The 26,688-nt window shown below is 70.9% G+C and carries 26 protein-coding genes; 15 read left to right on the forward strand and 11 right to left on the reverse strand.

What is annotated here, in order from left to right:
* Positions 1-66: 66 nt before the first annotated feature.
* Positions 67-1,173, reverse strand: coding sequence for an Mrp/NBP35 family ATP-binding protein (locus tag GXW71_RS21255; protein ID WP_211854683.1), 1,107 nt, complete (start codon positions 1,171-1,173; stop codon positions 67-69).
* A gap of 246 nt (positions 1,174-1,419) precedes the next feature.
* On the opposite strand from GXW71_RS21255, the gene hflK reads away from it, so the two are divergent.
* The 7 genes from hflK to GXW71_RS21290 all read left to right on the forward strand — a co-directional run bounded on the left by hflK (position 1,420) and on the right by GXW71_RS21290 (position 9,351).
* Complete coding sequence (gene hflK / locus GXW71_RS21260; RefSeq protein WP_211854684.1) at positions 1,420-2,628, forward strand: FtsH protease activity modulator HflK; 1,209 nt, start codon at positions 1,420-1,422, stop codon at positions 2,626-2,628.
* Positions 2,625-3,563, forward strand: a complete 939-nt coding sequence (gene hflC / locus GXW71_RS21265) for a protease modulator HflC (RefSeq protein WP_211854685.1) — start codon at positions 2,625-2,627, stop codon at positions 3,561-3,563. The genes hflK and hflC overlap by 4 nt, the downstream gene beginning before the upstream one ends.
* The gene (locus GXW71_RS21270; RefSeq protein ID WP_211854686.1) at positions 3,560-3,754 is read left to right on the forward strand and encodes a DUF2065 domain-containing protein; all 195 of its coding nucleotides are present in this window, start codon (positions 3,560-3,562) and stop codon (positions 3,752-3,754) included. Before hflC ends, GXW71_RS21270 begins: the two co-directional genes overlap by 4 nt.
* Positions 3,755-3,881: 127 nt before the next feature.
* On the forward strand, positions 3,882-5,384 hold the full coding sequence (locus tag GXW71_RS21275; RefSeq protein WP_211854687.1) for a DegQ family serine endoprotease: 1,503 nt from the start codon (positions 3,882-3,884) through the stop codon (positions 5,382-5,384).
* Between the two features lie 130 nt (positions 5,385-5,514).
* Complete coding sequence (gene otsB / locus GXW71_RS21280; RefSeq protein WP_211854688.1) at positions 5,515-6,246, forward strand: trehalose-phosphatase; 732 nt, start codon at positions 5,515-5,517, stop codon at positions 6,244-6,246.
* Between the two features lies 1 nt (position 6,247).
* Complete coding sequence (locus GXW71_RS21285) at positions 6,248-8,041, forward strand: glycoside hydrolase family 15 protein (RefSeq protein ID WP_211854689.1); 1,794 nt, start codon at positions 6,248-6,250, stop codon at positions 8,039-8,041.
* Positions 8,026-9,351 (forward strand): alpha,alpha-trehalose-phosphate synthase (UDP-forming), encoded by a 1,326-nt coding sequence (locus GXW71_RS21290; protein WP_211854690.1) that lies wholly within the window; start codon positions 8,026-8,028, stop codon positions 9,349-9,351. The genes GXW71_RS21285 and GXW71_RS21290 overlap by 16 nt, the downstream gene beginning before the upstream one ends.
* A gap of 236 nt (positions 9,352-9,587) precedes the next feature.
* Here GXW71_RS21290 and GXW71_RS21295 read toward each other — a convergent pair whose 3' ends face one another.
* From GXW71_RS21295 to serB, 4 genes are all read right to left on the reverse strand, one after another.
* A complete protein-coding gene (locus GXW71_RS21295; protein ID WP_211854691.1) occupies positions 9,588-11,021 on the reverse strand; it encodes a di-heme oxidoreductase family protein in 1,434 nt (477 codons plus the stop codon).
* A complete protein-coding gene (locus GXW71_RS21300) occupies positions 11,018-12,310 on the reverse strand; it encodes an imelysin family protein (protein WP_211854692.1) in 1,293 nt (430 codons plus the stop codon). Before GXW71_RS21300 ends, GXW71_RS21295 begins: the two co-directional genes overlap by 4 nt.
* Before the next feature lie 39 nt (positions 12,311-12,349).
* Complete coding sequence (locus GXW71_RS21305) at positions 12,350-12,853, reverse strand: hypothetical protein (protein ID WP_211854693.1); 504 nt, start codon at positions 12,851-12,853, stop codon at positions 12,350-12,352.
* A gap of 72 nt (positions 12,854-12,925) precedes the next feature.
* Positions 12,926-13,819 carry a phosphoserine phosphatase SerB gene (gene serB, locus GXW71_RS21310; RefSeq protein WP_211854694.1) on the reverse strand — a complete coding sequence of 298 codons (894 nt, stop codon included), beginning with the start codon at positions 13,817-13,819 and terminating at the stop codon, positions 12,926-12,928.
* A 23-nt stretch (positions 13,820-13,842) separates the two neighbouring features.
* Between serB and miaA the strand changes: the two genes are divergently transcribed.
* The 5 genes from miaA (at position 13,843) to GXW71_RS21335 (ending at position 18,880) form a co-directional block, all read left to right on the forward strand.
* Positions 13,843-14,808 (forward strand): tRNA (adenosine(37)-N6)-dimethylallyltransferase MiaA, encoded by a 966-nt coding sequence (miaA, locus tag GXW71_RS21315; protein ID WP_211854695.1) that lies wholly within the window; start codon positions 13,843-13,845, stop codon positions 14,806-14,808.
* Positions 14,809-14,875: 67 nt separating this feature from the next.
* Positions 14,876-16,672 (forward strand): acetolactate synthase 3 large subunit, encoded by a 1,797-nt coding sequence (locus tag GXW71_RS21320; RefSeq protein ID WP_211854696.1) that lies wholly within the window; start codon positions 14,876-14,878, stop codon positions 16,670-16,672.
* A gap of 16 nt (positions 16,673-16,688) precedes the next feature.
* Positions 16,689-17,204 (forward strand): acetolactate synthase small subunit, encoded by a 516-nt coding sequence (gene ilvN / locus GXW71_RS21325; RefSeq protein WP_211854697.1) that lies wholly within the window; start codon positions 16,689-16,691, stop codon positions 17,202-17,204.
* A 36-nt stretch (positions 17,205-17,240) separates the two neighbouring features.
* A complete protein-coding gene (gene ilvC / locus GXW71_RS21330) occupies positions 17,241-18,257 on the forward strand; it encodes a ketol-acid reductoisomerase (RefSeq protein ID WP_211854698.1) in 1,017 nt (338 codons plus the stop codon).
* A gap of 11 nt (positions 18,258-18,268) precedes the next feature.
* Complete coding sequence (locus GXW71_RS21335; protein ID WP_211854699.1) at positions 18,269-18,880, forward strand: hypothetical protein; 612 nt, start codon at positions 18,269-18,271, stop codon at positions 18,878-18,880.
* Here the strand turns inward: GXW71_RS21335 and GXW71_RS21340 are convergent.
* Positions 18,852-19,481, reverse strand: a complete 630-nt coding sequence (locus tag GXW71_RS21340; RefSeq protein WP_211854700.1) for a TetR/AcrR family transcriptional regulator — start codon at positions 19,479-19,481, stop codon at positions 18,852-18,854. The genes GXW71_RS21335 and GXW71_RS21340 overlap by 29 nt on opposite strands.
* A gap of 199 nt (positions 19,482-19,680) precedes the next feature.
* Here GXW71_RS21340 and GXW71_RS21345 point away from each other — a divergent pair, with 199 nt between their 5' ends.
* Positions 19,681-21,024 (forward strand): tetratricopeptide repeat protein, encoded by a 1,344-nt coding sequence (locus tag GXW71_RS21345; protein WP_211854701.1) that lies wholly within the window; start codon positions 19,681-19,683, stop codon positions 21,022-21,024.
* A 15-nt stretch (positions 21,025-21,039) separates the two neighbouring features.
* Here GXW71_RS21345 and GXW71_RS21350 read toward each other — a convergent pair whose 3' ends face one another.
* Positions 21,040-21,576, reverse strand: a complete 537-nt coding sequence (locus GXW71_RS21350; RefSeq protein ID WP_211854702.1) for a hypothetical protein — start codon at positions 21,574-21,576, stop codon at positions 21,040-21,042.
* Positions 21,577-21,674: 98 nt separating this feature from the next.
* Here GXW71_RS21350 and puuE point away from each other — a divergent pair, with 98 nt between their 5' ends.
* Together puuE and GXW71_RS21360 are read left to right on the forward strand one after the other, a co-directional pair.
* Entirely contained in the window at positions 21,675-22,613 is a 939-nt protein-coding gene (puuE, locus tag GXW71_RS21355; RefSeq protein WP_211854703.1) for an allantoinase PuuE, read from the forward strand.
* 2 nt (positions 22,614-22,615) lie between these two features.
* The gene (locus GXW71_RS21360) at positions 22,616-23,356 is read left to right on the forward strand and encodes a TlyA family RNA methyltransferase (protein ID WP_211854704.1); all 741 of its coding nucleotides are present in this window, start codon (positions 22,616-22,618) and stop codon (positions 23,354-23,356) included.
* A gap of 217 nt (positions 23,357-23,573) precedes the next feature.
* On the opposite strand, the gene GXW71_RS21365 is transcribed toward GXW71_RS21360, so the two are convergent.
* The 4 genes from GXW71_RS21365 to GXW71_RS21380 form a co-directional block, all read right to left on the reverse strand.
* Positions 23,574-23,732 carry a peptide chain release factor 1 gene (locus tag GXW71_RS21365; protein WP_246526754.1) on the reverse strand — a complete coding sequence of 53 codons (159 nt, stop codon included), beginning with the start codon at positions 23,730-23,732 and terminating at the stop codon, positions 23,574-23,576.
* Positions 23,733-23,841: 109 nt separating this feature from the next.
* A complete protein-coding gene (locus GXW71_RS21370; protein WP_211854705.1) occupies positions 23,842-25,044 on the reverse strand; it encodes a hypothetical protein in 1,203 nt (400 codons plus the stop codon).
* 338 nt (positions 25,045-25,382) lie between these two features.
* A complete protein-coding gene (gene aroC, locus GXW71_RS21375; RefSeq protein WP_211854706.1) occupies positions 25,383-26,489 on the reverse strand; it encodes a chorismate synthase in 1,107 nt (368 codons plus the stop codon).
* Positions 26,490-26,495: 6 nt separating this feature from the next.
* Positions 26,496-26,688: hypothetical protein (locus GXW71_RS21380; RefSeq protein ID WP_211854707.1), on the reverse strand; the 193-nt coding region annotated here is incomplete at its 5' end.

A 26,688-nucleotide genomic window follows, 5' to 3' on the forward strand; every position in this document is an offset into this window, starting at 1 on the left:
CATTCGCGGCCCCGGGGCTTCGCTGCGCTCGCCCCGCAGGGACCAGTGGCGGCCTGCGGCCGCTTGTCACTCGATAACGATACGCGGTCCAACTGGCGCGGCGGCAGCCTCGGTCAGCTTGGCCCAAAGACGGGCGGCGATCGTGCGGTAGGAGGCGGCTTCCGGGCTATCCGGGCGTGCCGCCACGATCGGCGTGCCGGCGTCGGCGAGTTCGCGGATCTCGAGCTTCAGCGGCAGCTCGCCCAGGAATTCCGTGCCCATCCGCGCGGCCTCGGCCCGGGCCCCGCCATGGCCGAAGATCTCGGTGCGGTGGTTGCAGTTCGGGCAGCAGAAATAGCTCATGTTCTCGATCAGCCCGAGCACCGGCACCTTGACCTTCTCGAACATGCGGATGCCGCGCCGGGCATCGAGCAGCGCCACGTCCTGCGGCGTCGAGACGATGACGGCGCCGGCCAGCGGCACCCGCTGGCTCATGGTGAGCTGGGCATCGCCGGTGCCGGGCGGCATGTCGACGACCAGGATATCGAGCGCGCCCCAGGCCACCTGGCCCATCATCTGCTCGAGCGCCCCCATCACCATGGGGCCGCGCCAGATCATCGGCGTCTCGGCATCGACCAGGAAGCCGATCGACATCGCCTTCAGCCCCCAGCGGGAGAGCGGGATGATGCGGCTGGCCTCGGTGCGCGGCTTCTCATGGGCGCCGAGCATCATTGGCAGGGAAGGGCCGTAGATATCGGCATCCAGCAGCCCGGTGCGCAGCCCCTGCGCGGCCAGCGCGACGGCGAGGTTCACCGCGGTGGTCGACTTGCCGACCCCGCCCTTGCCGGACGCGACGGCGACGATGAAGCGTACCTCGGGGAGGAGCATCTGGCCCTGGCCGGGGGGTGTGGCCGGGGCGCGCTTCGGGGCTTCGGCGGCGGCCTCCCGGTGCGCGGTCAGCACCGCGGTCGCCGACAGCACGCCGGGTACCGCGGCGGCCGCCCGCTCGGCGGCGGCGCGCAGCGGCTCCATCTCCGCGGCCCGGGCGCGGGGCACCTCGAGCGCGAATTGCACCATGCCGTCGCGCACCGAAAGGCCCTGCACCATGCCGGCGGCGATGATGTCGCGTCCGGTCGCCGGATCGCTCACCGTGGCGAGCGCGGCGCGGATCCGCGCCTCGAATGTTTCGGCCATCGCTTGAAATGTCCCCGTTCCCGGCCAATATCGCAGCCCGCCGGGCAGTATCGATCGTGGCTCGCGCCCTACATGGTGGGGCGCGGGGACGCAATCACCCTCCCGCCGCGCGGGCCACCCGATGGCGTGCGCGGCTTGCGCTGTTGACGCGCGGGCGACCGGCTGGAAAACCACCGGTGTGGTGGACCATGCGGCGGGGCCTCCGGAAGGGGGCTGCCGCGATGACGAGCGGAGAGAGAACACCCGATGCCCTGGAATAGTGGTGGCGGACAGAGCCCCTGGGGCAATCGCCCGCAGGGACCTTGGGGGGCGCCCCCGCCGCCTGGCGGTGGCAACCAGGGTGGCCGTGGCCCGGACATCGATGATGTCATCCGGCAGGCGCAGGACGCGGTGCGCCGTTTCCTGCCGCGGCGCGGCGGCGGCAAGGGCCTGGGACTGCTGGCGGTCCTGCTGCTCGGCGCCTGGGGGCTGACCGGCTTCTATCGGGTGGAACCGGACGAGGTCGGCGTGGTGACGCGCTTCGGCGCCTATACGGGGCAGCTCGCGCCGTCCGGCCTGAACTACCACCTGCCCTGGCCGATCGAATCCGCGGCGACGCCCAGGGTCACGACCGAAAACCAGATCTTCATCGGCTTCCGCAGCGGTGACCCCGTCGCCGCCGGCCGTGCCGCCGTGGCGCGCGACGTGCTCGAGGAATCGCTGATGCTGACCGGCGATGAGAACATCATCGACATCGATTTCGTGGTGCGCTGGCGCATCCGTGACGCCGGCGAGTTCCTGTTCAACACCCGCAGCCCGGAATCGACCATCAAATCGGCGGCCGAGAGCGTGATGCGGGAAGTGATCGGCCGCACCCCCATCCAGCCGGCGCTGACCGAGGCGCGCGGCCAGATCGCGGAAGCCGTGCGCACCGGCACGCAGGCGATTCTCGATCAGTACCGCGCCGGCGTGATCGTCACCTCGATCGAGCTGCAGAAGGTCGACCCGCCCAATGCCGTCATCGATGCCTTCCGCGACGTGCAGCGCGCCAGCGCCGACCGCGACCGGCAACGGAACGAGGCCGAGGGCTACCGCAACGACATCATTCCCCGCGCCCGCGGCGAGGCGGAGCGCATGATCCAGGAAGCGACCGGTTTCCGCGACAGCCAGACCGCCCGCGCCCGCGGTGAGGCGGGGCGCTTCGCCGCCATTCTCGCCGCCTACCATATGGCGCGGGACGTGACGGTGCGGCGCATGTACATCGAGACGATGGAGGAGATCCTCCGCCGCAATCCGACGATCATCATCGATGACAGGCTGCAGGGGCTGGTGCCCTTCCTGCAACTGGGGGGCAGCGATGCCGCACGGACCCCGAGCCCGCGACCGGGCGAGCCCGGCACCCGGCCGCCGCCATTGCCGGCCGCCCCATCAGGCTATTCCACCCCGCCCTCGCGCCCGACGGGGGCAGCGCGATGAACCGCTCGATCGCGCTCCTGGTGGCGCTTGGCGTCCTGCTCGTGCTGGCCGCCTCCACCTTCTTCACCGTCCACCAGACCCAGATCATGCTGGTGACCCGCCTTGGCCAGCCGATCCGGGTGATCAGCGAGCCCGGCCTGCAGATGAAGGTGCCGCTCGTCGATTCCGTGATCACCTTCGACCGCCGCCTGCTCGATTATGACCAGTCCGGGCAGGAGGTGATCCTCGGCGACCAACGGCGCCTGGAAGTCGACAGCTTCACCCGCTACCGCATCACCGACCCGCTCCGCTACTACCAGGCGACCGGCGGCACCGATGCCGGCATCCGGCTGCGGCTGCAGCCGATCGTCGCCTCGGCGCTCCGCAACGTGCTTGGCAACGAGACGCTGGTCGCGGTGCTGTCGAACGAGCGCGCGCGGGTGATGGGCGAGATCCTGCGCATCGTGAACGAGCAGGCGCTGGGCTTCGGGCTGGAGGTGGTGGATGTCCGCATCCGCCGCGCCGACCTGCCGGAGGGGAACACCCAGGCGATCCTGTCGCGCATGCAATCCGAGCGCGAGCGCGTGGCGCGCGAGCTGCGCGCCGAGGGTGCGGAGGCCGCGCAGCGGGTGCGCGGCGCGGCGGACCGCGAGCGCACCGTGATGATCGCCGAGGCACAGTCCCAGTCGGAGATCCTGCGCGGCGAGGGCGAGCGCGAGGCGATCCGCATCTTCGCCGAGGCCTTCCAGCGTGATCCGGGCTTCTACCAGTTCTACCGGACCATGCAGGCCTACCGGGAGGCCTTCTCGGCCGGCGAGACCCGGCTGGTGCTGTCGCCGGACAGCGAATTCTTCCGCTTCCTGCGGGAAAGCCCGCTGGGCTCGGCGGTGCCGCCCACCCCGGCGGCGCCTCCCGCCAATGCGACGCCGGCCGCACCGGTCGCACCGGTGCAGTGACGGTCGCCGAGCTGCTCCAGGGCGCAGCAGTGGTGTTCGCCCTGGAGGGTCTGGTCTATGCTGCGGCGCCGGGCTTCATGCGGGGCGTGCTGGCCCGGCTCGCCGCCACGCCGGAGGCGCAGCTCAGGGTCGGCGGGCTGATCGCGGCAGTGTCAGGGGTGGCGCTGGCCTGGGCGATACGCGGGGGATGACGACCGACGCCGCGCCATGTCACCCTTCGTTGCATGGCGAGGCCTTCCGTAAACGGGGTTCGCTGCCAACCTGAACACCCTTCCGGGCTGCCAATATCCCGGGCTTTCAACATCGAGGTGCCATCCATTGCGCATCGCCACAGTCTTTTTTGCCGCCACGCTCGCCGTTGCCGCGCTGCCGGCACCGGGCCATGCGCAGGCGCCGCTGCCCAATGCGCCGCAGAGCTTCGCACCGCTGGCGCGCCAGCTCCTGCCGGCCGTGGTGAACATCTCCACCTCCCAGAACGTGCAGGCGCGGGCCGGCCGGCCGGACGCGCCGGAGGTGCCGCAGGCGCCGCCCGGCAGCCCCTTCGAGGAGTTCTTCCGCGACTTCTTCAACCGCAACCGCCCCCCCGGCGCCCCTGGTGCGCCGCAGGAGCCGCAGCGGCCGCGCCGTACGCAATCGCTGGGATCGGGCTTCATCGTCGACACCGCCGGCATCGTGGTGACGAACAACCACGTCATCGATGGCGCCGATGAGATCAACGTCATCCTGCACGACAACACCTCCATCCGCGCCGAGCTGGTCGGCACCGATCCGCGCACCGACATCGCGGTGCTGCGCATCCGCACCGACCATCCGCTGACGGCCGTGCAATGGGGCAATTCGGACGAGGCGGCGGTCGGCGACTGGGTGATGGCGATCGGCAATCCCTTCGGCCTCGGCGGCTCGGTCACTGCGGGCATCGTCTCGGCGCGCGGCCGCGACATCCGCCAGGGCATGTATGACGACTTCATCCAGACCGATGCCGCGATCAACCGCGGCAATTCCGGCGGCCCGCTGTTCAACATGCGGGGCGAGGTGGTGGGCATCAACACCGCCATCTACTCGCCCTCCGGCGGCTCGATCGGCATCGGCTTCTCGATCCCGTCCAACCTGGCGCGCAATATCGCGGCCCAGCTCCAGGATGGCGGCAGGGTGCGCCGTGGCTGGCTCGGCGTGAACATCCAGCAGGTCACCGACGAGATCGCGGAGAGCCTGCGTCTGCCCGGCGGCGCGCGCGGCGCGCTGATCGCCCGCGCGCAGGAGGATGGCCCGGCCGCCAAGGCCGGCATCCGCAGCGGCGACGTGGTGCTGCGCTTCAACGGGCAGGAGGTGCGGGAGATGCGCGCCCTGCCGCGCATCGTGGCCGACACCCGCGTCGGCACCGAGGCGCCGGTGGTGCTGTGGCGCGACGGCCGTGAGGAGACGGTGACGGTCACTGTCGCTGAATTGCCCGCCGAGCAGGCCCAGGCGCAGACCCCAAGTGCCCCACGCGACCAGGCGCGGCCGGCCGAGGTCGCGGGTCTCGGGTTGCGCGTCGCGCCGATCTCGAACGAACTGCGGGAGCGCTTCAGCCTGCGCGCCGAGCAGCGCGGCGTCGTCATCGTCGACGTCGCCGCCGACAGCCCGGCCGCCGAACGCGACCTGCGGGCCGGCGACGTCATCGTCGAGGTGCAGCAGGAGCGGGTGACCACGGTGCAGGAGCTGCAGGAACGGATCGAGCGCCTGCGCCGGCAGAATCGCCCCTCCGCCCTGCTGCTGATCGAGAACGCCCAGGGGCAGCGTTTCGTGCCGCTCCGCCTGGGCCGGCCGCGCCAGGGTCCGTAAACCCCGTCGCTTCCAGCCTGCACGCGGCCTGCACGCCCCAGGGTGTGCAGGCCGCAATTGCATCCGGGCGCACACGATGGCGTGAGGCGGGGTTACCCCCGCCGGAAAGCTACGGCATCTCTTGCAGACAATGGATGCGAGAAATCTCCCGACGCCGCGCGACGTCCTGTCGCGCGGCGCTTTGTTGCTCGATTTCGACGGCACCCTGGTGGATATCGCCGCGGCGCCGTCGCTGATCACCGTGCCGACGGGCCTCCAGACCTCGCTCGCGACCCTGTCGCGGCGGCTTGCCGGCGCGATGGCGCTGGTCAGCGGACGCTCGGTCGCGGAGATCGACGGCTTCCTCGCGCCGCTGGTCCTGCCGGTGGCCGGCGAACATGGCGCCGCGATCCGCTTCCCTCCCGATCGCACGATTCGCCGTCCGGTGCTGCCGATGCTGCCCGACGCCTGGCGCCGCGCCGCCGAATCCTGGGCCAGCGCGACGCCGGGCGTGCTCGTCGAGGAGAAACACTCGGGTCTCGTGCTGCATTACCGCCGCGCACCGGCCGCGGCGGAGCCGCTCAGGGCGGCGCTGGCGGGGCTGATCGGGGACTCCCGCAGTTTCGAGATCATGGAAGCCTCCGCGGCCTGGGAATTGCGGCCAAGCGGCATCGACAAGGGGCAGGCAGTGCGCGCAGTGATGGCTGAGCCGGATTTCACGGGACGCTGGCCGATCTTCGTGGGCGACGACGTCACGGACGAAGACGGGATGGCAGCGGCCCGGGCGATGGGCGGCATCGGGCTGCGCGTGCAGGATGTCTTTGGCGATGCGGCCGGCGTGCGCGCCTGGCTGGCCTCTCTCGCCGCCGCGGAAGGAAAGTAGCATGGCGCAGCCGCTGGATCTTGCCGTCGCGGGCAACGGCACCATCGCCGCCCTGATCAACCCGACAGGGCGCGTGGTCTGGATGTGCTGGCCGCGCCTCGATGGCGATCCGGTCTTCTCGGCGCTGCTCGACGGCACCGAGCCGGAACGCGGCTTCTTCGACGTCACGATGGCGCGCTTTGCCTCGTCGCGGCAGACCTATCGCCACAATACCGCGGTCGTGGAGACGGAGCTCACCGATGCACATGGCAATGCGCTGCGCATCGTCGACACGGTGCCGCGCATGCATCGCTTCGGGCGCACCTTCCGCCCGCCGACGCTGGTGCGCCGGCTGGAACCGATCCAGGGCCGGCCGCGCATCCGCATCCGCCTGCGGCCGAGCTTCGCCTGGGGTGCCGAGGTGCCGAAGCGCCGCGCCGGCAGCAACCATCTGCGTTTCGTCGGCGAGAGCGACGCGATCCGGCTGACCACCGACGCGCCGCTCGGCTTCATCGCAGAGGAGACGGAGTTTCCACTCGACCGTCCGATCTCGTTGGTGCTCGGCGCCGATGAGACGGTGCCGGAATCGCCGGCGCGCATCGCCCGCGAATTCGAGGACGAGACGACAGGCTACTGGCACGATTGGGTCCGCCTGCTCGCGGTGCCGTTCGAGTGGCAGGACGCGGTGATCCGCGCCGCGATCACGCTGAAGCTCTGCGCGGATGACGACACCGGCGGCATCGTCGCGGCGCTGACCACCTCGATCCCGGAGGCGGAGGGAACCGCCCGCAACTGGGACTACCGTCTTTGCTGGCTGCGCGATTCCTTCTTCACGGTACAGGCGCTGAACCGCCTCGGCGCCACGCGCACCATGGAGAACTTCATTCGCTACCTGACCGCGGCGCTGCCGGAAGGCGATGAGCCGCCGCGCCCGGTCTATCCGCTGGTGCCGAACGCACCGACCGACGAGCGGGAGGCGGCGGCGCTGGCGGGCTTCCTGGGCCATGCGCCGGTCAGGGTCGGCAATGCCGCCGCCGACCAGGTGCAGAACGACGCCTGGGGATCGGTGGTCATGGCCGCGGCGATGATGTTCTTCGACCGACGGCTGCCGCAGCCCGGCGACGAGGCCCTGTTCCGCCGGCTGGAGCCGCTCGGCGTCGCGGCCGAGGCTGCCGCGCTGACGCCGGATGCCGGCATCTGGGAATATCGCGGCCGGTCGCGCGTGCACACCTTCTCGGCGGCGATGTGCTGGGCGGCGCTCGACCGACTGGGCCGCATCGCCGCCGGCCTCGGCCTGACGCATGAGGCGGTCGGGTGGAAGGCGCGTGCGGACCGGTTGCGCGGCCTCATCCTCGATGGCGCCTGGTCGGAGGGCGCCAAGAGCTTCACCGAGAGCCTGGGCGGGGAGGGGCTGGACGCCGCGCTGCTGCTGTTGCCGGATATCGGCATCGTGGCGCCGTCCGATCCGCGCTTCGTGGCGACGGTGGAGGCGGTCCGCCGCGACCTCGATCGCGGCGGGCTGTTGCTGCGCTACGGCATGCCCGATGATTTCGGCATGCCGGACACCGCTTTCCTCGTCTGCTCCTTCTGGCTGGTCGATGCGCTGCACGCGATCGGCCGCGCCGGCGAAGCGCGGGCGCTGTTCACGCGTATTCTCTCGCTTCGAAACCATGTCGGGCTGCTGTCGGAGGATGTCGACCCGCGGACAGGGCAGCTTTGGGGCAATTTCCCGCAGACCTATTCGCAGGTGGGGCTGATCCTGTCGGCGATGCGGCTCTCTCGGTCCTGGGAGGAAGGCTTTTGGCGCGCCTGGTGATCGTATCGAATCGCGTGCCGCCGCCCCATACGCGCGGCGCGCAGGCGGGCGGCCTCGCCGTGGCGCTGAAGGATGCGCTGCGTCGGCGGGAGGCGATGTGGTTCGGCTGGTCAGGGGAACTCGCCGATCCGCCGGGGGCGCCGCACAGCGTCACCGTCGGGCGCCACCGCTACGTGACCCTCGACCTGACGCCCGATGAGGAGCGGCTCTACTACACGGGCTACAGCAACGGCACGCTCTGGCCGATGCTGCACTACCGCGTCGGCCTGCTCGAGTTCCGGCGCGAGGAGGAGGAGGCGTGGCGCGCGGTCAATGAGCGCTTCGCGCGCCGCCTGCTGCCGCTGCTGCGGCCGGACGACATCATCTGGGTGCACGACTTCCATCTGATCCCGCTGCTGCGCAGCCTGCGCGACCTTGGCGCACAGCAACGCCTGGGCTTCTTCCTGCATGTCCCCTTCCCGCCGCCGGCGCTGTTCGCGGCGCTGCCGCGCTCGGAAGCGCTGCTGCGGGACCTGGGCGCCGCGGACCTGATCGGCATGCAGACGCAAGGCGACGCCATGCACCTGTCGGCGGCGCTCGCGGAATTCGGGATCGAGACGCCGGTCGGGGCCTATCCGGTTGGAATCGATACCGCGGGCTTCTCCCGCACCGCCGCCGCCGCCCTGACCAAGCGCGAGACGACGCGGCTGATCGCCAGCCTGGAGGGCCGGTCGCTGATCCTCGGCGTCGATCGCCTCGACTACAGCAAGGGCCTGCCGCACCGGCTGCGCGGCTACGGGGCACTGCTGCGGCGCTTCCCGGAACATCGCAAGCGCGTCACCTTCCTGCAGACCGCGCCGGTTTCGCGCGGGCAAGTGGCGCAGTATCGCGCGCTGCGCCGGGAACTCGACGAACTCGTCGGCCGCATCAATGGCGAGCATGCGGAATTCGACTGGATGCCGCTGCGCTGGCTGACCCGACCGCTGGCGCGCAGCCTGCTCGCCGGCTTCCTGCGCCATGCGCGGGTCGGGCTGGTCACACCGTTGCGCGACGGCATGAACCTGGTCGCGAAGGAATTCGTCGCGTCCCAGGACCCCGAGGATCCCGGCGTCCTCGTGCTCTCCCGCTTCGCCGGCGCGGCGGCGGAGCTCTCGGGTGCGCTGCTGGTCAACCCGCACGATCCCGAGGACATCACGGAAGCCCTGCACCAGGCGCTGACCATGCCGCTCGCGGAGCGGCGCGAGCGCTGGCAGGGCGACTGGCAGGCGCTGTCGAACCCGCCGGGCGGCAACTGGGCGCAGGCCTTCCTGGAAAGATTGATGAGGAATTAGGACCAGAGTCTTTGCTGGCCTCAGGCGCCGGCGCGGCCTCCGGCCGCTTGGCTTGCGCGCTGTCAGGGTGGCATTGGCGACATCGGTCGGTCGCGCGCGGGGCCGCATTCGCGGCCCCGGAGCATCGGCTCCGCCTCGCTCCGCAGGGATGGGTGGCGGCCTGACGGCCGCTGAGCCTTCACCCTCCGAAGCCTTGGCGAAGGAGGGTGCGGCCATGGACCGTCGTATCGGGCTTGCTACAGGCTCTCCAGGAAGGCGATCAGCGCCGCGCGATCGGCGGGCGCCATGGCGGCGACGGCGTCGCGGGCCCGCTGCGCTTCGCCGCCATGCCACAGGATCGCTTCCAGCAGGGTGCGCGCCCGCCCGTCATGCAGGAACTGGGTGTGGCCACTGACCGCCCGGGTGCGGCCGATGCCCCAGAGCGGCGGGGTGCGCCATTCCGTGCCGCTCGCGGCCCCTTCGGGGCGGCGATCGGCGAGGCCTTCGCCCATGTCGTGCAGCAGCAGGTCCGAATAGGGCCAGATGCGCTGCCCCGAATGCTCGGGACGGTCGGGGAGGGCGCCGGTGGTGAAGCCCGGGCGGTGGCAGGCGCTGCAGCCGGCGTCCCGGAACAGCGCCCGGCCCTGCCGTGCCTGGGCGGCATCCGCATCCGCGCCGCGGGCAGGCACCGCCAGGTTGCGGGCATAATGGACGACGAGGTCAAAGAGGCGGTCCGTGACCTCCACCCCCTCCCGCGGGTCGGCACCGTCGATCGCGGCGCGGCAGGCCGTCTGCGCCTCGGTGCATTCGCCGAAGCCGCCGCGGTGCAGCCGGGTCGACAACCCCATATCGGCGGCGAAGGCATCGGCCACCTGGTCCGCCATGGTCGGCGCTAGCGCCTTCCAGCCGAAGCGGCCGAGCATCATGCGTCCCACGGCATTGCTCCAGACCCGCGCGGCGCGGCCGGAGATGCCGTCGCCATCGCGGTCGTCGGGATCGGCACCGGCCAGGATCTCCGCCTCGGGGATCGCCTCCAGCAGGCCGAGGCCGATCATCGGCGGTGCGATGCGCGGCGAGATCATCAGCCCGGGCGCGAAGGGACCGTAGCCGGGGTTCTCGATCCGGAAAGCCGGGCGCCGCAGCCGCGCGACCTCGCCGCCGGCGAGGTGCACCGCCTCCTCCGTCCAGTCGATGACGACCTGGCCCTCGGCCGGATGGCCCTGGATGCCGAAGGTCTGGAGCTGCAGGCCATAGGTAGGATCGCCGATCGCCGGCACCCGCTGCGCGGCGAGCAACGCTTCCTCCGCTGGCCCACGCGGCAGGATCGACAGGCGGATCAGCAGGGAGGAGGCGGCCTCGCCGGCCTCGGGCGGGCGGCCGCGGCCGTCGCGCAGATGGCAGGACTGGCAGCCGCGCGCATTGTAGAGCGGCCCGAGCCCGTCCGAGCTCGTCACCGAAGCTGGCGCCGAGACCCAGAGGCGGCGGAACACGCCGTCGCCGACCCTGAAGTCGAAGCCCCGTTCGAAGGGCAGGGTCGCGGATGGCAGCGAGAAGGCGGTGGCGCCGGCGGCGTTGAGCACGGTCGCGGCACCGCCCGGAAGCCGTTCGGCCGGATCCGGCGCGGTGTCGCGCGCCACCATGCCGCCGCCGATCAGCAGGGCCGCGGCTGCGGCGACAGCGCGGCGGATCAACGTCGGCGCACCGCATTCGGCGCGTCGAGGCTGTCCGAGCGCTCGATCGAGATGTTCAGCCTGAGCCCGGCGACGATGCGCTCGATCACCCGCGTCTGGGCCAGCAGCGCGTCGATGCCGGCCTGAATGGTGGCGGCGCCGGCGGCATTGCCTTCGCCCAGCATCTGGTCATAAGCCTCGACCGTCTCGGCGCGGGTCTTCAGTGCCTGGAAGGCCGCGAGCGTGGCGTCGAGCTTCTGGCGCATCTCGCGGTCGAGCGCCGGCAGCGCCGCGCGCACGAAGTCGCCGATCGCCGGGCCGCGCACCACCCGCCCGGCCGTCCCGCGATATTCGCCGAGGTAGATCGCGCGCATGCCGACCACGTTGTAGAAATGACTATTGTGCGTGTTGTCGGAGAAGCAGTCATGCTCCTCCTCCGGATCGTTCAGCAGCAGGCCGAGGCGCATGCGCTCGCCCGCCAGCTCCCCATAGGAAAGGCTGCCGAGGCCGGTGAAGATGGCGGCGACGCCGGCATCGGGGCCGCGTGCGGTCAGCGCGCGGCGGGCGGCGCCGTTGCGGCCCCAATTGGCGGCCATGGCTTCCAGCTCGCTGACCAGCATGGCGGTGACGGTGGTCAGGTACTGCGCGCGGCGCGCGTTGTTGCCGCCGGTAGCGTTCTCGCTCCGTGCATAGTCGGTCCAGGGGCGGTTGCCGGCGCCGGGGCCGGTGCCGTTGAGATCCTGGCCCCAGAGCAGGAACTCGATGGCGTGCCAGCCGAGGGTGACGTTCGCCTCGATGCCGCCGATCTCGTGCAGCCTGGTCAGCACCTCGGGGGTGATGGCGGAGACGTCGATCGTCTCCCCGGCATGGGTGATGCTGGTCGACGCGATGAGGTTCGCGGTGAAGAGCGGGTTCTCGTCACGGGTGTCGCCGTAGGAGCCGGTGTCGACATAGTCGATCAGGCCTTCGTCCAGCGGCCAGCCATTCACGCGCCCTTCCCATTCGTCGACGATCGGATTGCCGAAGCGATAGGCCTCGGTCTGCTGATAGGCGGGGCGGGCGGCGATCCAGGCCTGGCGCGCGGCTGTCAGCGTCGCCTCGGACGGCTCGGCGACCAGGCGCGCCACCGCCTCCCTGAGCGCGCGGGCGCCGTCGCGGGCATCGGCATACATGGCCTCGGCGATGTCGGCATAGGTGTTGAGCACGGCGCGCTTGGTGGGCGCGGCACCCTGGGCTTCGGCGCCGGCGATGGGGGCAAGGCCGGAGCAGAGGCCGAGGCCGCTGGCGAGAAGGCTGCGACGGATCAGCATGGGGCGGTTCCTTGGACGGTAGCGATCAGACGGGAAATGTCAGTGAAGCACTCGCCCGGCATCGGCGGGCGGAGGTTGGGCCGGGGACGGGCCGGAGGGAAGCCGCAGCCCCGCGGCCGCGGTCAGCGTGGCGAAGCGCTGGGCGCCCTGCAGGGCGGGCACCAGCGCGGCCTGCGGCAGCCAGTCGGTGAGCTCCTCGAGGGCGCTCAACGCCTCCCCGGCCTGCAGCGCGCCGGTGATGCGCAGCAGCGCCTCCTCGTCGGCGCCGAGCCCCGGGCAGCGGCAGCAGCGCACGTCGAGTAGTCGGATGGCGCTGCGGGCGACGATGCCCATAAGCTGGTCGAAGCCCTGGGCGGCGTCGGCGGCGACGCCGGCCATGCGGAACAGCGCCCGCCAGTCCGGGTGGGTGCCCTCGGGGTCGCGGAGCGGCGCGACCCAGGCGCGGAGCGCCGCGAGGACGAAGAGTTCCCCGGAAGCGAGGTCGAGGGCGCTGCGCTCCCCGGGGGCGGGCTCCAGATGGTGGCCGCAGTCGTCGGCAGGCATGGGGCCGGCATCCCTAATTGCGAGTGCTTCGCAATAGCAGGCCGTGGCCCGGCCGCAAAGTGTCAGGCTGGATCAGGCTGCCGCGAAGTCGGCGCGCGCATAGCCCTGGGCGAAAAGCAGGGCGTGCAGGTCATTGCGGTCCACCCGCGCCCGCGCCGCGGCCGCGACGATCGGCTTGGCGTGATAGGCGACGCCGAGGCCGGCCGCCTGGATCATCGCGAGGTCGTTGGCGCCGTCGCCGACCGCGAGCGTCGCTGCCATCGGCAGGCCGCGCTCGGCGGCCAGGCGCTTCAGCGTGGCGAGCTTGGAATCGCGGTCGAAGATCGGCTCGACCACCGCGCCGGTCAGCTTGCCGCCTTCCTCGAGCAGGGTGTTCGAGACATGCAGGTCGAAGCCGATCCGGTCGGCGACGCGGCCGGTGAAGAAGGTGAAGCCCCCGGAGGCGAGGCAGCAGAAGGCGCCATGGGCGCGCATGGTGGCGACCAGCACGGCGGCGCCTGGCGTCAGCACCGTCCCCTCCCAGGTGCGTTCCAGCGCCTCGACGGACAGGCCCCTCAGCATGCCGACCCGCTCGCGGAGCGCGGCCGCGAAATCGAGCTCCCCGTTCATCGACCGGCGGGTGATCTCGGCGATCTTCTCCTTGAGCCCGGCATAGGCCGCGAGCTCGTCCAGCGTCTCGGAGGTGACGATGGTGCTGTCCATGTCGGCGACCAGCAGACGCTTGCGGCGGCCTTCCGCCCCTTGCGCGATGGCGTCGACCGGCGCATCGGACAGGGCCGCTGTCGCGGCGGCGCTGGCCTGGTCGGGCGCGATGCCGGCGAAGGGGATGTCCGCCGCCTCCGCCTCGCCGAGCCAGGCGGCAGCACCGGTCTCGGCCGCGAGCGCGCGCAGCGCGTCGCGCCCGCGGGTGACGAGGGCAGGGGTGAGCGCGCCGGGCGGCGCGATCAGGGTCAACACATGGTCCATGGTATCCGCGGTATGCACGGGGGATGGTGACCGATCAACCGCCGGCGCTGATCGTGGCGGGGCCGACGACATCCGGCAAATCCGCGCTCGCGCTCGAAGTGGCGGAGATGCTCGGCGGCACAGTGATCAATGCCGACAGCATGCAGGTCTATGCCGGGCTCGCCGTCATCACGGCGCAGCCGACGCCGGCCGATGAGGCGCGGGTGCCGCACCGCCTCTATGGCCTGCGCGACCCGGCCGAGGCGGCCTCCGTCGCCTGGTGGCGGGAGCAGGCGCTGGTCGCGATGGCGGCGGCGCGGGCGGCCGGCCGGCTGCCGATCCTCTGCGGCGGGACCGGGCTCTACTTCAAGGCGCTGACCGAGGGGATCGCCGCCATCCCGCCGATCCCCGCGGTGGCGCGGGCCGAGGCGCGGGGCCTGTTGGCGGCGGAGGGCCCGGCCGCACTGCATGCGCGGCTCACGGCCCTGGACCCCGCGAGCGCCGCGCGGGTCCGGCCCTCCGACGGCCAGCGCCTGGCCCGCGCCTTCGAGGTGTGGCGCGCGACCGGCCGCGGCATCGTGGCCTGGCAGGCGGAGGCCAGCATGCCGCCCGCGCCCTGGCGCTTCGCCGTGATGCTGCTCGACCCGCCGCGCGACGCCTTGCGCGCCGCGATCGCCGCGCGCTGGCGGGCGATGCTGGACCAGGGGGCGCTCGGGGAAGTGGCGGCACTGGCGGCGCGCGGCCTCGACCCCGCCTTGCCGGCGATGCGTGCCCATGGGGTGCCGGAACTCGTCGCGCATCTGGCCGGGCGCATGACGCTCGAGGCCGCGAGTGCGCGGGCGATCCTCAACACCGGGCAATACACGAAGCGGCAGGCGACCTGGTTCCGGCATCAAGGGCTGGCTGCTGCGGGCCCGACGCATAGGATCAATGCGCGGTTCGCGGGTCTTGCGCAATTTTCGGAAAGTGACAGGGCTGGTTTCTTGGCATTTCTGCAAAACCTGCGTTGACGCGGCGCAGCGTGAGGTCTAAGGCTTCGCGCCTTCCCCAACGGAAGGCACCGAGGAAAACCACGCCATGTCCGCCACCCAGCATCCGAAGCCTGCCGACGCCGCGACCCTGACGGGTGCGGAGGTCGTCCTTCGTGCGCTGAAGGAGCAGGGTGTCGAGGTCATCTTCGGCTATCCCGGCGGCGCGGTATTGCCCATCTACGATGCGCTGTTCCAGCAGAACGCCATCCGCCACATCCTGGTGCGGCACGAGCAGGCGGCGGTGCATGCCGCGGAAGGCTATGCGCGCTCCACCGGCCGCGTCGGCTGCGTGCTGGTGACCTCCGGTCCCGGCGCGACCAATGCGGTGACCGGCCTCGTGGATGCGCTGATGGACAGCATCCCCGTCGTCTGCCTGACCGGGCAGGTGCCGACGCATCTGATCGGCAACGATGCCTTCCAGGAGGCTGATACCACCGGCATCACCCGCCCGGCGACCAAGCACAACTACCTGGTCAAGCGCAGCGAGGACCTCGCCCGCGTGGTGCATGAGGCCTTCTATGTCGCGAAGTCCGGCCGTCCCGGCCCGGTGGTCATCGACCTGCCGAAGGACATCCTGATCAACAAGGCGCCCTATACCGAGGCGCCGACCGAGGCGCATCGCAGCTACCGCCCGGTGACGGAGCCCGATGCCGGCGCGATCCGCCGTGCGGTCGCGCTGCTGAAGGGCGCAAAGCGTCCGGTGATCTATGCCGGCGGCGGCGTCATCAATGCGGGACCGGAGGCCTCGCGCCTGCTGCGCGACTTCGCCAAGCTGACCGGCTTTCCCGTGACCAACACGCTGATGGGGCTCGGCGCCTTCCCGGCGGACGATCCGCAGTTCCTCGGCATGCTCGGCATGCACGGGACCTACGAGGCGAACCTCGTGATGCATGGCTGCGACGTCATGCTGAACCTGGGCGCGCGCTTCGATGACCGGGTGACCGGCAAGCTCAGCCACTTCGCGCCGCATTCGAAGAAGATCCACGCCGACATCGACCCGTCCTCGATCAACAAGAACGTCAAGGTCGACGTGCCGATCGTGGGCGACGCGGGTGCCGTGCTCGCGGCGCTGCTCGCCTGCTGGCAGGCCGACGAGACGCCGCAGGACAAGCCGGCGATCACCGAATGGTGGCGGCAGATCGATGCCTGGCGCGCCAAGGACTGCCTGCGCTACCGCCAGGAAGGCAAGATCATCAAGCCGCAGCACGCGGTGAAGCGGCTCTATGAGATCACCCGCGAGACCGGGCGCGAGACCTTCATCACGACGGAGGTCGGCCAGCACCAGATGTGGGCCGCCCAGTATTTCGGTTTCCAGCAGCCGAACCGCTGGATGACCTCGGGCGGGCTCGGCACCATGGGCTACGGCCTGCCGGCCGCGACCGGCGTGCAGATCGCGCATCCCGATGCGCTGGTGATCGACATCGCCGGCGAGGCCTCGATCCTGATGAACATCCAGGAGATGGGAACCCTCGCGCAGTATCGCCTGCCGGTGAAGATCTTCATCCTGAACAACGAGTACATGGGCATGGTGCGGCAGTGGCAGGAGCTGCTGCATGGCGGCCGCTATTCGGAGAGCTACTCCGCGGCGCTGCCCGATTTCGTGAAGCTCGCCGAGAGCTTCCACGCGGTCGGCATGCGGGTGACCGACGCCTCCGACCTCGACCGCGCGATCCGCGAGATGATCGCGATCGACAAGCCGGTCATCGCCGATATCGCGGTCGACCCGAAGGAGAATTGCTTCCCGATGATCCCCTCCGGCGCCGCGCATAACGAGATGATCCTCGGGCCGGGGCAGGAGGGCGGCGTCGCCGGCGTCACCGACGAAGGGAAGGTGCTGGTCTGAGGCCGGCACGACGATCATGAGCGACACCATGCAGCGCACCGCGACCATCGCGGTGCTGGTCGAGAACGAGGCCGGCATCCTGGCCCGCGTCGTCGGCCTGTTCTCCGGCCGCGGCTACAACATCGACAGCCTGACGGTGGCACCCGTCGACGAGGAGCGGCGCCTCTCCCGCATCACCGTGGTGACCAGCGGGACCGAGATGGTGATCGAGCAGATCAAGGCGCAGCTCGACCGCCTGGTGCCGGTGCACAAGGTGAGCGACCTGACGCGCGAAGGCCCGCATCTGTCGCGGGAGCTGGCGCTGATCAAGGTGGTGGGTGCGGGCGATGCGCGGATCGAGGCGCTGCGCCTCGCCGAAGCCTTCCGCGCCCGCGTCGTCGACGCGACGACCGAGAGCTTCGTCTTCGAGATGACCGGCAATGCCGACAAGCTCGATGCCTTCATCGCGCTGATGCGCCCGCTCGGCCTCGCGGAAGTGTGCCGCACCGGCGCGGTCGCGATCGTCCGCGGGCCGCGCGGCCTGCACGCCTGACCTTCTTCCGATAAGACCAAGAGAGGAGAGCGCGAGATGCGCGTCTACTACGACCGCGATGCGGATGTGAACCTGATCAAGGCCAAGAAGGTCGCGGTCATCGGCTTCGGCAGCCAAGGCCATGCGCATGCGATGAACATGCGCGATTCCGGCGTGAAGGATGTCGTCATCGGCCTGCGCCCGGGCGCTTCCGCGAAGAAGGCCGAAGCCGCCGGCTTCAAGGTGCTGCCGCCGGCCGAGGCCGCGAAGTGGGCCGATGTCGTCATGGTGCTGACGCCCGACGAGGGCCAGGGTGATCTCTATCGCGATCACCTGCACGCCAACATGAAGGAAGGTGCTGCACTCGCCTTCGCGCATGGCCTCAACGTGCATTTCAACCTGCTCGACCCGCGCAGCGACATCGACGTCTTCATGATCGCGCCGAAGGGACCCGGCCACACCGTCCGCGGCGAGTACCAGAAGGGCGGCGGCGTGCCCTGCCTGGTCGCCGTGCACCAGAACCCCTCGGGCAATGCGCTGGAGATCGCGCTCTCCTACGCGTCGGCGATCGGCGGCGGCCGCTCCGGCGTGATCGAGACGACCTTCAAGGAAGAGTGCGAGACCGACCTGTTCGGCGAGCAGACCGTGCTCTGCGGCGGCCTGGTCGAGCTGATCAAGGCGGGCTTCGAGACCCTGGTCGAAGCCGGCTACGCGCCGGAAATGGCCTATTTCGAGTGCCTGCACGAGGTGAAGCTGATCGTCGACCTCATTTATGAGGGCGGCATCGCCAACATGAACTACTCGATCAGCAACACGGCCGAATATGGCGAATACGTCACCGGCCCGCGCATCATCACCGCCGAGACCAAGGCCGAGATGAAGCGCGTGCTGACCGACATCCAGTCCGGCAAGTTCGCCCGCGACTGGATGCTCGAGAACAAGGTGAACCAGGCGAGCTTCAAGGCGACCCGCCGCCGCCTCGCGGAGCATCCGATCGAGGAAGTGGGTGCGAAGCTCCGCGCCATGATGCCCTGGATCAGCAAGAACCAGCTGGTGGATAAAGCCAAGAACTGAGCAAGAGACCGATGACTATCCGCATTGCCTGTCTCCACACGGTCGACAGCAATGCGGCGGTCTTCGAAGCGGCCCGCCCGCCTGGCGCATCCCTGCGCCATGTGGTGCGGGCCGATCTTCTGTCGGTGGCGGAAGGCGCCGGCGGCCTGACGCCGGCGATCCGGGACGAGACCCGCGCCCTGCTGGCGGGGCTCGCCGCGGAAGCCGATGCGGTGCTGCTGACCTGCTCCACCCTCGGCCCCTCGGCGGATGGCCTGGCGCTTCGGGTCGACGCCGCGCTGGCGGCAGCGACTGCCACGGCGCCCGGGCCGCGGCTGGTGCTCTACGCCGTCGCCACCACGGAGGCGCCGACCCGCGCGCTCTTCGCGGTCCATGGCGCGGATTTCGAGATGCGGCTGGTGCCGGACGCCTGGGACGCCTTCCGCGCCGGCGACCTGCCCGGCTACCACGCGCGCGTCGCCGAAGCGGCCGATGCCGGCTTTGCAGAAGGCTATGCGACGGTGGCGCTTGCCCAGGCGTCGATGGCGGGCGCCGCGGCGCTCTGCCGGCGCGGCCTGCCGCTCACCAGCCCCGCGGCCGCGCTTGCCGCGCTCCTCAGCCGCCCAGGAACACCGCGCGGATGAAGGCGCGATAGAGCGTCACCTGGCGGGAGAGCAGCAGCGGCTCGCGGAGCGTCTTGGACAAGGTGATGCCGCCATCCACGATGGCGGAGGCCATGTCCGCGAGGTCGTCGAGATCGACCTCGATGCGTGGCGGATAGAGCGCGGCGATGCGGTCGAAGCGCGCCCGGAAACGGGTCCGCCAGGCCAGCACCGCATCGCGGTTGATGGCACGGATCTCCCGGTCGAAGAGCTGCTCCTGGTAGCAGATGGCGGCGACCAAGCAGCCGGGATAGGCTTCCGGCAGTGACGCTGTCATCTCCGCGAAGAGCCGCAACCCCACCAGGAAGCCGTGCAGCGGATCGTCGTTCAGCGCATCGCCACGCGCGAAGATGTCGTCCAGGATCGCTCGGTCGCGCTCGACGTAGCGCAGCAGCAGGGCCTTCGCGAGCTGCCCCTTGTCCTTGAAATGGTAGAAGAAGCCGCTCCGCGAGATCTCCGCGCCAGCCACCAGTTCCTCGATCGAGGTCGCGGCGAAGCTTTTCTGCAGGATCGCCGTCTCGGCGAGATCCAGCAGGCGGTCGCGGGTGGTGCTGTCCTTGCGCGTGGCGAGCAGGCTGGACATGCGGCGACTGTACCGGAGGTACAGTGACCGGCGAGTGCTTTCGGACACAGCGGGAATCTGCCCGACAAGGCACTGATATCAGAGGAGCTTCACTCCAGAGCGAAGTACACCACGCGTCGGCTAGCGAGGCCGTGCCCTGATCGGCCATGCCTCCCGCCATCGCGGCCCCTCTGCCGCCTGCCTGCCGGGAGATCACGACATGACCACCGACCGATGGGGCAACCCACTTTCCGCGACCGATGCCGCTGGGATCGGCGGGCTGGAGCGGGCCATCCTGAAATTCCACGCCTATGAGGCCGACCCGATCGCCGCGCTCGACGCTGTCATCGCCGAGCATCCGGACATGGTCATGGCCCATGCCGCCCGCGCCGGCATCATCGCGACCGCCGCCGACCAGGCCTTCGATGCGGAGCTTCAGGCATCGCTCGGCGCCGCCCGCGCGCTGGCGCCGCGCGGCAATGCGCGGGAACGGGCCTATGTCGCCGCCACCCAGCTCTGGGCCGAAGGCGATTTCGCCGGCGCCACGGAAGCCTGGGGCCGCATCGCCATCGACCACCCGCGCGACCTGCTAGCGGTCCAGCTCGCCCAGCTCGGTGATTTCTACCTCGGCCAGTCCCTGATGCTGCGCGACCGGATCACGCGCGTGCTGCCCGCCTGGGACCGGCAGGTGCCGGGCTACGGCTTCCTGCTCGGCATGCATGCCTTCGGGCTCGAGGAATGCGGCGAATATGCCAAGGCGGAAGCCGCGGGGCGGGAAGGCGTCGCGATCAACCCGCGCGACGGCTGGGCCGTACACGCCGTCGCCCATGTCATGGAGATGACCGGCCGCACCGCCGACGGGGCGGCCTGGCTGGAGCAGACCTCGCCCGGCTGGGCGCCGGACAACCTGCTCGCCTTCCACAATTGGTGGCACCTGGCGCTGTTCCGGATCGAGCAGGGGGACATCGCCGGCGCGCTCGCATTGTTCGACGAGCGGATCTCGGCCGGCGGCTTCGGCCAGGCGCTGGAGATGGTGGATGGCTCCGCTCTGCTTTGGCGGCTGATGGCACTCGGGCATGATGTCGGCCCGCGTTGGTCGCTTCTGGCGAAAGGCTGGGGCGCCCGGATCGCGCATGGCCACTACGCCTTCAACGACCTGCACGCGATGATGACCTTCGTCGGGCTCGGGGATCGCGACAGCCAGCGCGCGTTGCTCGGGACGCTGGAGCGGGCGGCCGCCGGCGGCGGCACCAACGCCATGATGACGCGCGATGTCGGCCTGCCGGCCTGCCGCGGCTTCGAGGCCTTCGGGCGTGGCGACTGCGCCGCCGCCATCGCGCATCTGCTGCCGCTCCGCGCGGTCGCCCAGCGCTTCGGCGGCAGCCATGCGCAGCGGGACGTCCTGTCCTGGACCCTGGTCGAAGCGGCGCTCAGGGCGGGCGACGCGCACATGGCGGATGCGCTGATCGCCGAGCGGCTGGTGGCGAAGCCGGAGAGCGCGCTCAACCAGGCCTGGGCGGCGCGGCGTCGACGGCTGCCGGAGAAGGCGGCCGCCGCGGCTTGATCCCGGGGCCGCGCCTCAGGGCGGGTCGATCGCGACGGCGCGCGCATCGACCCGCCTGGCGCCTTCGGTATCCTCGTAGATCATCCGCAGCAGGGTCCCCGTCGCTTGGTCGAGCCAGGCCGTGAAGCGCTGAGTGCGGTCGACGGACCGGCGATAGGAGAAGTCGATCCACGCCGCCTGGTAGGACTGGCCGGCGACCTCGACGGCTTCGAAGCCCGCAAGGGTCAGCTCGCTGGCGCCGATGCCGGAGGGGTCACGGGGCGGCAGCCCGGCGCGGGCGCCAGGGCGCGCCGGAAAGAAACCCGCCAGGGTTTCCTGCATCGCCCGGCCGACCGGGTCCTCATTGCCTGCGACGCCGAGCACCCAGGGCGTCCGCTGACCGCCGATGCGGCAGAGCACGGCGGCATCGCCGGTGCCCTCGTAGCGCAGCGTGGGGCCGGGCTGGAAGCGCGCCACGGTGCCGGCGGTCGGGCAGCGGAAGCTCCACGGCTCCTGCGCCGCGGCAGAGGCGCCGAGGAGGGCTAGGCCGAAAGGGACCAGCGCGCGCATCATGGGCTGAGCCTGCCCGACCCCCGGGATGAAAGGAAAGCGCGGCCAGATGACAGCAACCGCCGCGGCCCATGCGGAGCGCTGAGGAGGCGCCGATTCGGATGACCGAACCCCACCGCCTTGCCGGCGACACCGATTACCCCCGCGACTTCCTGGGCTATGGCGAGACGCCGCCCGACCCGCGCTGGCCGAACGGCGCCAGGCTCGCCCTCTCCTGCGTGCTGAATTACGAGGAGGGCGGCGAGAATACGGTGCTGAACGGCGATGCCGGCAGCGAGCTCTATCTGCACGAGGTCCCCGGCGGCGCCCCGGTGCTCGGCGAGCGCAACCGCACGGTCGAGAGCCAGTTCGACTATGGCGCCCGCGCCGGCGTCTGGCGCGTGCTGCGCACCTTCGCGGAGCACCGCTTTCCGCTGACGATCTATGCCGTCGGCCGCGCGCTGGAGCTGAACCCGACCGTCGCACGGGCCTTTGCGGCCGCCGGGCATGAGGTCGCCTCCCATGCCTGGCGCTGGATCGACTATCACGACACCGACGAAGCGACGGAGCGCGCCGAGATCGCGCGCTGCGTCGAGACCATCGAGCGCCTGACCGGCAGCCGCCCGGTCGGCTGGTACACCGGCCGCATCAGCCCGCGCACCCGGCGCCTGGTCGCCGAGCATGGCGGCTTCCTCTACGACAGCGACGCCTATGACGACGACCTGCCGCACTACGTGACCGCCGCGGGGAAGCCGCATCTCGTCATCCCCTATACGCTCGATGCCAACGACATGAAGTATGCGGTGCCGCCAGGCTTCTCCTCGCCCGACGGGTTCGAGCGCTACCTGACGGATGCCTTCGACACGCTGCTCGCCGAGGGGCGGGCCGGGGCGCCGAAGATGATGTCGGTCGGGCTGCACTGCCGCATCGTCGGGCGGCCCGGCCGTGCCGCGGCGCTCAAGCGCTTCCTGGCCCATGTCGCGCGGCATCCGGATGTCTGGGTCTGCCGCCGCGCCGATATCGCGCGGCACTGGCTCGCGACCCATCCGCCGATTGCTTGAGCATGGCCGCGAAGCAGCGCGCCGATCAGGTGCTGGTGGAGCGTGGCCTCGCCGAGAGCCGCACCCGCGCCCAGGCGCTGATCCTGGCCGGCAAGGTCTTCTCCGGCGAGATGCGCATCGACAAGCCGGGCCAGCCGTTGCCCGAAGGCCTGGCGCTGGAGGTGCGCGGACAGCCGCACCCCTGGGTGTCGCGCGGCGGGCTGAAGCTCGACCACGGCTTGGCGCATTTCGGCTTCCGGGCCGAGGGGGTTGTCGCGCTCGACATCGGCGCCTCGACCGGCGGCTTCACCGATGTGTTGCTGCACCACGGCGCGGCGCGGGTCTATGCGGTCGATGTCGGGCATGGGCAGCTCGCCTGGAAGCTGCGCAACGATCCGCGCGTGGTGGTGCTGGAACGGGTCAATGCGCGGCGCCTGGACGCGACGCAGGTCCCGGAGCCGGTCGGCGCCGTGGTCTGCGACGCGAGCTTCATCGGGCTGCGCACCGTGCTGCCGGCGGTGCTCGGCTTCGCGGCGCCCGGCGCCTTCGCCTGCGCGCTGATCAAGCCGCAATTCGAAGCGGGGCCGGGTCAGGTGGGCAAGGGCGGCGTGGTGCGCGATCCCGCCGTGCACGACGCGGTCTGCGCCATGATCCGCGACTGGTGGTCTGGCCTTCCCGGATGGCGGGTCCTCGGCATCACCGAGAGCCCGATCACCGGGCCCGAGGGCAATCGCGAATTCCTGATCGGCGCGGAACGCACTTGACCGGCCCTCAGACGCCGGGCGGACGGCATCCGCCATCCTTGGCTTCGCCGCCCTAAAGCGTGATCGCTTTAGGTGGAAGCGCCGATAAGCGTGAATCACGCGGTCGAACAAAGTGGCTGGAGCATGGTCGCTCCGGCTTGGAGCGATCATGCTCCAGCGGCGGGCCGCCTTCACGGCCTCGGATCGGTCAAAACGACCGATCCGTGTTCATTTTCATTCAGGCCTGACGGATCGTGGTGGTCTGTCTGGTTGTCGAGACCTCGGCGAGCAGGGCCCAGACGCGGTGCGGGTCCATATGGGTTTCGGGGTCGTTCAGCAGGCGATCCAGCTCCGCGAGCTTCGACTCACGCTCGCGCTCCGAAAGCATCGGGCTCATGACCGGGAAGTCCTCCAACGCGGTGTGCCGGGATTCGGCGACGATCTGAGTTCACGCCGAGAACATGGCTTGAGCGTGCCGGTTGCTTGACGATTTTGTGGGAGGCCGGTCACACGGATGACGTGATTGCCGGCGCCAGCGCGGCGCTCTTTGCCGCCGGATGCAACGGATTGCGGAAGCGCAGCTCGCCCTCCGGCGCGGCATCGGGCGCCGCCATACCATAGAGTTCCATGCGCGATGCGCAGGAGATGGCGACGACCGGCTTCGCGACGGCCTCCGTCAGGAAGCGCCGCGCCGCGCCTTCCAGCTCCAGCGTCTCCCGCAACGTCCGCCACTCCGTGCGGTCCACGTCGTCGAGGAACATCGCGAGGATGCCGGGCTTGCGGCCGGAGAGCCGTTCGGGCACCGCGGCAGCCATGCGCCGGCAGAGCGCCGCCGAGACCTCGTCGGCCTGGCCGGCGCGCGCCGCCATGACGAAGACGCCCTTACCGCCGGCATCGGCCGTCACCGCCAGATGCGCCTCCGGCCCGAACTGGGCGCGGAGCCGCGCCGGCAACCCGGCGCCCGCCGCCTGGACGCCCGCCAGGATCAGCGGATCGAGCTTCAACACCGCATCGGCGCTCGAGTCCTGGCGCCGGGAATCCTTCAGCAGCGCACTGATGCGCCGATGCAGCCCGGCGAGCTGGTCCGGGGAGGCGACGCCGTCGGGCAGCGTCATCTTCAGCAGATAGCGGCCCGGATGCGCGGCAAGCCAGGTCTGCAACTCCGGATTGATGCGGTCGACCAGCGCGTACCAGTCGCCCCGGTGCAGCGGCCTTCCATCCTCGGCGGAGGCGGTCTCGCAGGCGACTTCCGCCTCGACATCGCCGCGGCTGATGGTCAGGTCATGCGGCGTCCGGTCCACCAGCCCGTCGAAGCGCACCTCGAAGCCGCGGGCCCGGTGCCGGGCAGCGGTCCGCATCAGGTGGAAGACCGGCACCAGCGTCGCCTCCCCATCCAGCGCCGCGGCCACCCGGTCCCGCAGCCGTTGCCGCACCGGGGACGGCAAGCTTTCGGCGAGCGTCGCGAGGTCGCGGGCCAGGCCGCCGATCCGGCGCTCGAGCGGGGTCGCGCGGGCTTGGCCGGCGGGATCGGCCAGGCGGGCGAGCGCGAATTCCAGCGCATGCCGCTGCTGCGCCGCGCGCCCTTGCAGGGCGCCAGATTGGGCACGGCGGGTGAGTTCCGCGATGCGACCGGTGAAGGCGCCGGGCTCGCAAAGCTCCAGAAAGCCGGCGAGTCCCTCCACGTCGGAGGTGGCATCGTCGAAAGGCATGGCGCGCGATCCTGTCAGGCCACGTCAGGCGGGGTGCCGATCCCTGCCAGGGGCCGACCACTCCGGCGGCGAAGCCGGTTCAACCTGTGGATGCACTGTCCGGGCCCAGGAATCGGGCCGGGTGCGACGGGGCGGGGCGCCGGGTCGCGAAAGGATGTTCCCGCCGTAACGGGATCGCGTCAAGCCGCTCTGCTGCACCTGCTCAGTGCCGGGCCGGAATGGCCGGTCGGAGGGCTGGCGAGGGATTTTCGTCCCTGGCGTGTCGGCTGACGCAGCCGATGCTGGTGGCATCGGCGAGGAAGCTGGCGCGGCAGAGGTGGAGAAGCCCCGCAGCCCCCTCAGTTGCGGGGCAGGCGCGCCTGGCTGGGGGCATCCGGGTTCTGGGCGCGGTGGCGCAGCAGGTGGTCGGCCAGCACGCAGGCGACCATCGCCTCGCCCACCGGCACGGCGCGGATGCCGACGCAGGGGTCGTGCCGGCCCTTGGTCATCACCTCCACCTCCTGCCCGTGCTTATCGACCGCACGCCGCGGCGCCAGAATGGAGGAGGTGGGCTTCACCGCGAATCGCGCGACGATCGGCTGTCCCGTGGAGATGCCGCCGAGGATGCCGCCGGCATGGTTCGACAGGAACCGGACGCGACCATCCGGCTCCATCCGCATCTCGTCGGCATTGCCCTCGCCGGAGAGGGCGGCGGCCGAGAAGCCCTCGCCGATCTCGACACCCTTTACCGCGTTGATGCTCATCAGCGCGCCGGCGAGCTCGGCGTCGAGCTTGCCGTAGACCGGCGCGCCGAGGCCGGGCGGCGCGCCTTCCGCGACGATCTCGATGACCGCGCCGAGCGAGGAGCCGGCCTTGCGCGCCTCCAGCAGCTTCGCTTCCCAGCGGGCGGCGGCGGCGGGATCAGGGCACCAGAATTCGTTGCGCTCGACCTCCGCCCAGTCCCAGGCGGCGCGGTCCACGGCATCGCCGCCGATGTTCACGAGCGCGCCGCGGAGCGTGACCTCGGTGCCCAGCATCCGGCGGGCGATGGCGCCGGCCGCGACCCGCATCGCGGTCTCCCGCGCGCTCGACCGGCCGCCGCCGCGGTAGTCGCGGATGCCGTATTTCAGCTCATAGGTCAGGTCGGCATGGCCGGGGCGGAAGCGGTCCTTGATCTCGCCGTAATCCTTGCTCCTCTGGTCCTGGTTCTCGATCACCAGCGCGATCGGGGTGCCGGTGGTCAGCCCCTCGAAGACGCCCGAGAGGATGCGGACCTGATCGGGCTCTTGCCGTTGGGTGACGAATTTCGACTGCCCGGGACGGCGGCGGTCGAGGAAGGGCTGGATATCGGCTTCCGTCAGCGCGAGCCGCGGCGGCACGCCGTCGACGACGCAGCCGATCGCCGGGCCATGGCTCTCGCCCCAGGTGGTGACACGGAAGAGATGGCCGAAGCTGTTATGGGACACGGGAGCCTAACCGGGGTGCGAAAGGAATGCGCGGCCGCGCGCCGACAAGCGATACCCCACATCGAGGCTCTCCGTCAGCCCGAGTGCCTTCAGGTGCCGGACCGCAATCTTGAAGGGGGCGGCCGGCCAGCCGAGCCGCGCGGCGAGATCGGGCGCCCGGCGGCCGGGTGCCGCCGCGATGGCGGCGAGCACGGCGTGG

Source organism: Plastoroseomonas hellenica (genome assembly GCF_018129085.1).
GTDB classification, from domain to species: Bacteria; Pseudomonadota; Alphaproteobacteria; order Acetobacterales; family Acetobacteraceae; genus Plastoroseomonas; species Plastoroseomonas hellenica.

Excerpts from the sequence above, each read along its gene's own strand:
- GXW71_RS21360 (WP_211854704.1), top strand. The coding sequence starts at position 22,616 with ATGGCCGCGAAGCAGCGCGCCGATCAGGTGCTGGTGGAGCGTGGCCTC.
- GXW71_RS21365 (WP_246526754.1), bottom strand. The coding sequence starts at position 23,732 with ATGAGCCCGATGCTTTCGGAGCGCGAGCGTGAGTCGAAGCTCGCGGAG.
- GXW71_RS21285 (WP_211854689.1), top strand. The coding sequence starts at position 6,248 with ATGGCGCAGCCGCTGGATCTTGCCGTCGCGGGCAACGGCACCATCGCC.
- GXW71_RS21335 (WP_211854699.1), top strand. The coding sequence starts at position 18,269 with ATGACTATCCGCATTGCCTGTCTCCACACGGTCGACAGCAATGCGGCG.
- hflK (WP_211854684.1), top strand. The coding sequence starts at position 1,420 with ATGCCCTGGAATAGTGGTGGCGGACAGAGCCCCTGGGGCAATCGCCCG.
- miaA (WP_211854695.1), top strand. The coding sequence starts at position 13,843 with ATGGTGACCGATCAACCGCCGGCGCTGATCGTGGCGGGGCCGACGACA.
- hflC (WP_211854685.1), top strand. The coding sequence starts at position 2,625 with ATGAACCGCTCGATCGCGCTCCTGGTGGCGCTTGGCGTCCTGCTCGTG.
- otsB (WP_211854688.1), top strand. The coding sequence starts at position 5,515 with ATGGATGCGAGAAATCTCCCGACGCCGCGCGACGTCCTGTCGCGCGGC.
- GXW71_RS21255 (WP_211854683.1), bottom strand. The coding sequence starts at position 1,173 with ATGGCCGAAACATTCGAGGCGCGGATCCGCGCCGCGCTCGCCACGGTG.
- ilvN (WP_211854697.1), top strand. The coding sequence starts at position 16,689 with ATGAGCGACACCATGCAGCGCACCGCGACCATCGCGGTGCTGGTCGAG.
- serB (WP_211854694.1), bottom strand. The coding sequence starts at position 13,819 with ATGGACCATGTGTTGACCCTGATCGCGCCGCCCGGCGCGCTCACCCCT.
- ilvC (WP_211854698.1), top strand. The coding sequence starts at position 17,241 with ATGCGCGTCTACTACGACCGCGATGCGGATGTGAACCTGATCAAGGCC.
- GXW71_RS21305 (WP_211854693.1), bottom strand. The coding sequence starts at position 12,853 with ATGCCTGCCGACGACTGCGGCCACCATCTGGAGCCCGCCCCCGGGGAG.
- puuE (WP_211854703.1), top strand. The coding sequence starts at position 21,675 with ATGACCGAACCCCACCGCCTTGCCGGCGACACCGATTACCCCCGCGAC.
- GXW71_RS21370 (WP_211854705.1), bottom strand. The coding sequence starts at position 25,044 with ATGCCTTTCGACGATGCCACCTCCGACGTGGAGGGACTCGCCGGCTTT.
- GXW71_RS21340 (WP_211854700.1), bottom strand. The coding sequence starts at position 19,481 with ATGTCCAGCCTGCTCGCCACGCGCAAGGACAGCACCACCCGCGACCGC.
- GXW71_RS21300 (WP_211854692.1), bottom strand. The coding sequence starts at position 12,310 with ATGCTGATCCGTCGCAGCCTTCTCGCCAGCGGCCTCGGCCTCTGCTCC.
- GXW71_RS21345 (WP_211854701.1), top strand. The coding sequence starts at position 19,681 with ATGACCACCGACCGATGGGGCAACCCACTTTCCGCGACCGATGCCGCT.
- GXW71_RS21350 (WP_211854702.1), bottom strand. The coding sequence starts at position 21,576 with ATGATGCGCGCGCTGGTCCCTTTCGGCCTAGCCCTCCTCGGCGCCTCT.
- GXW71_RS21320 (WP_211854696.1), top strand. The coding sequence starts at position 14,876 with ATGTCCGCCACCCAGCATCCGAAGCCTGCCGACGCCGCGACCCTGACG.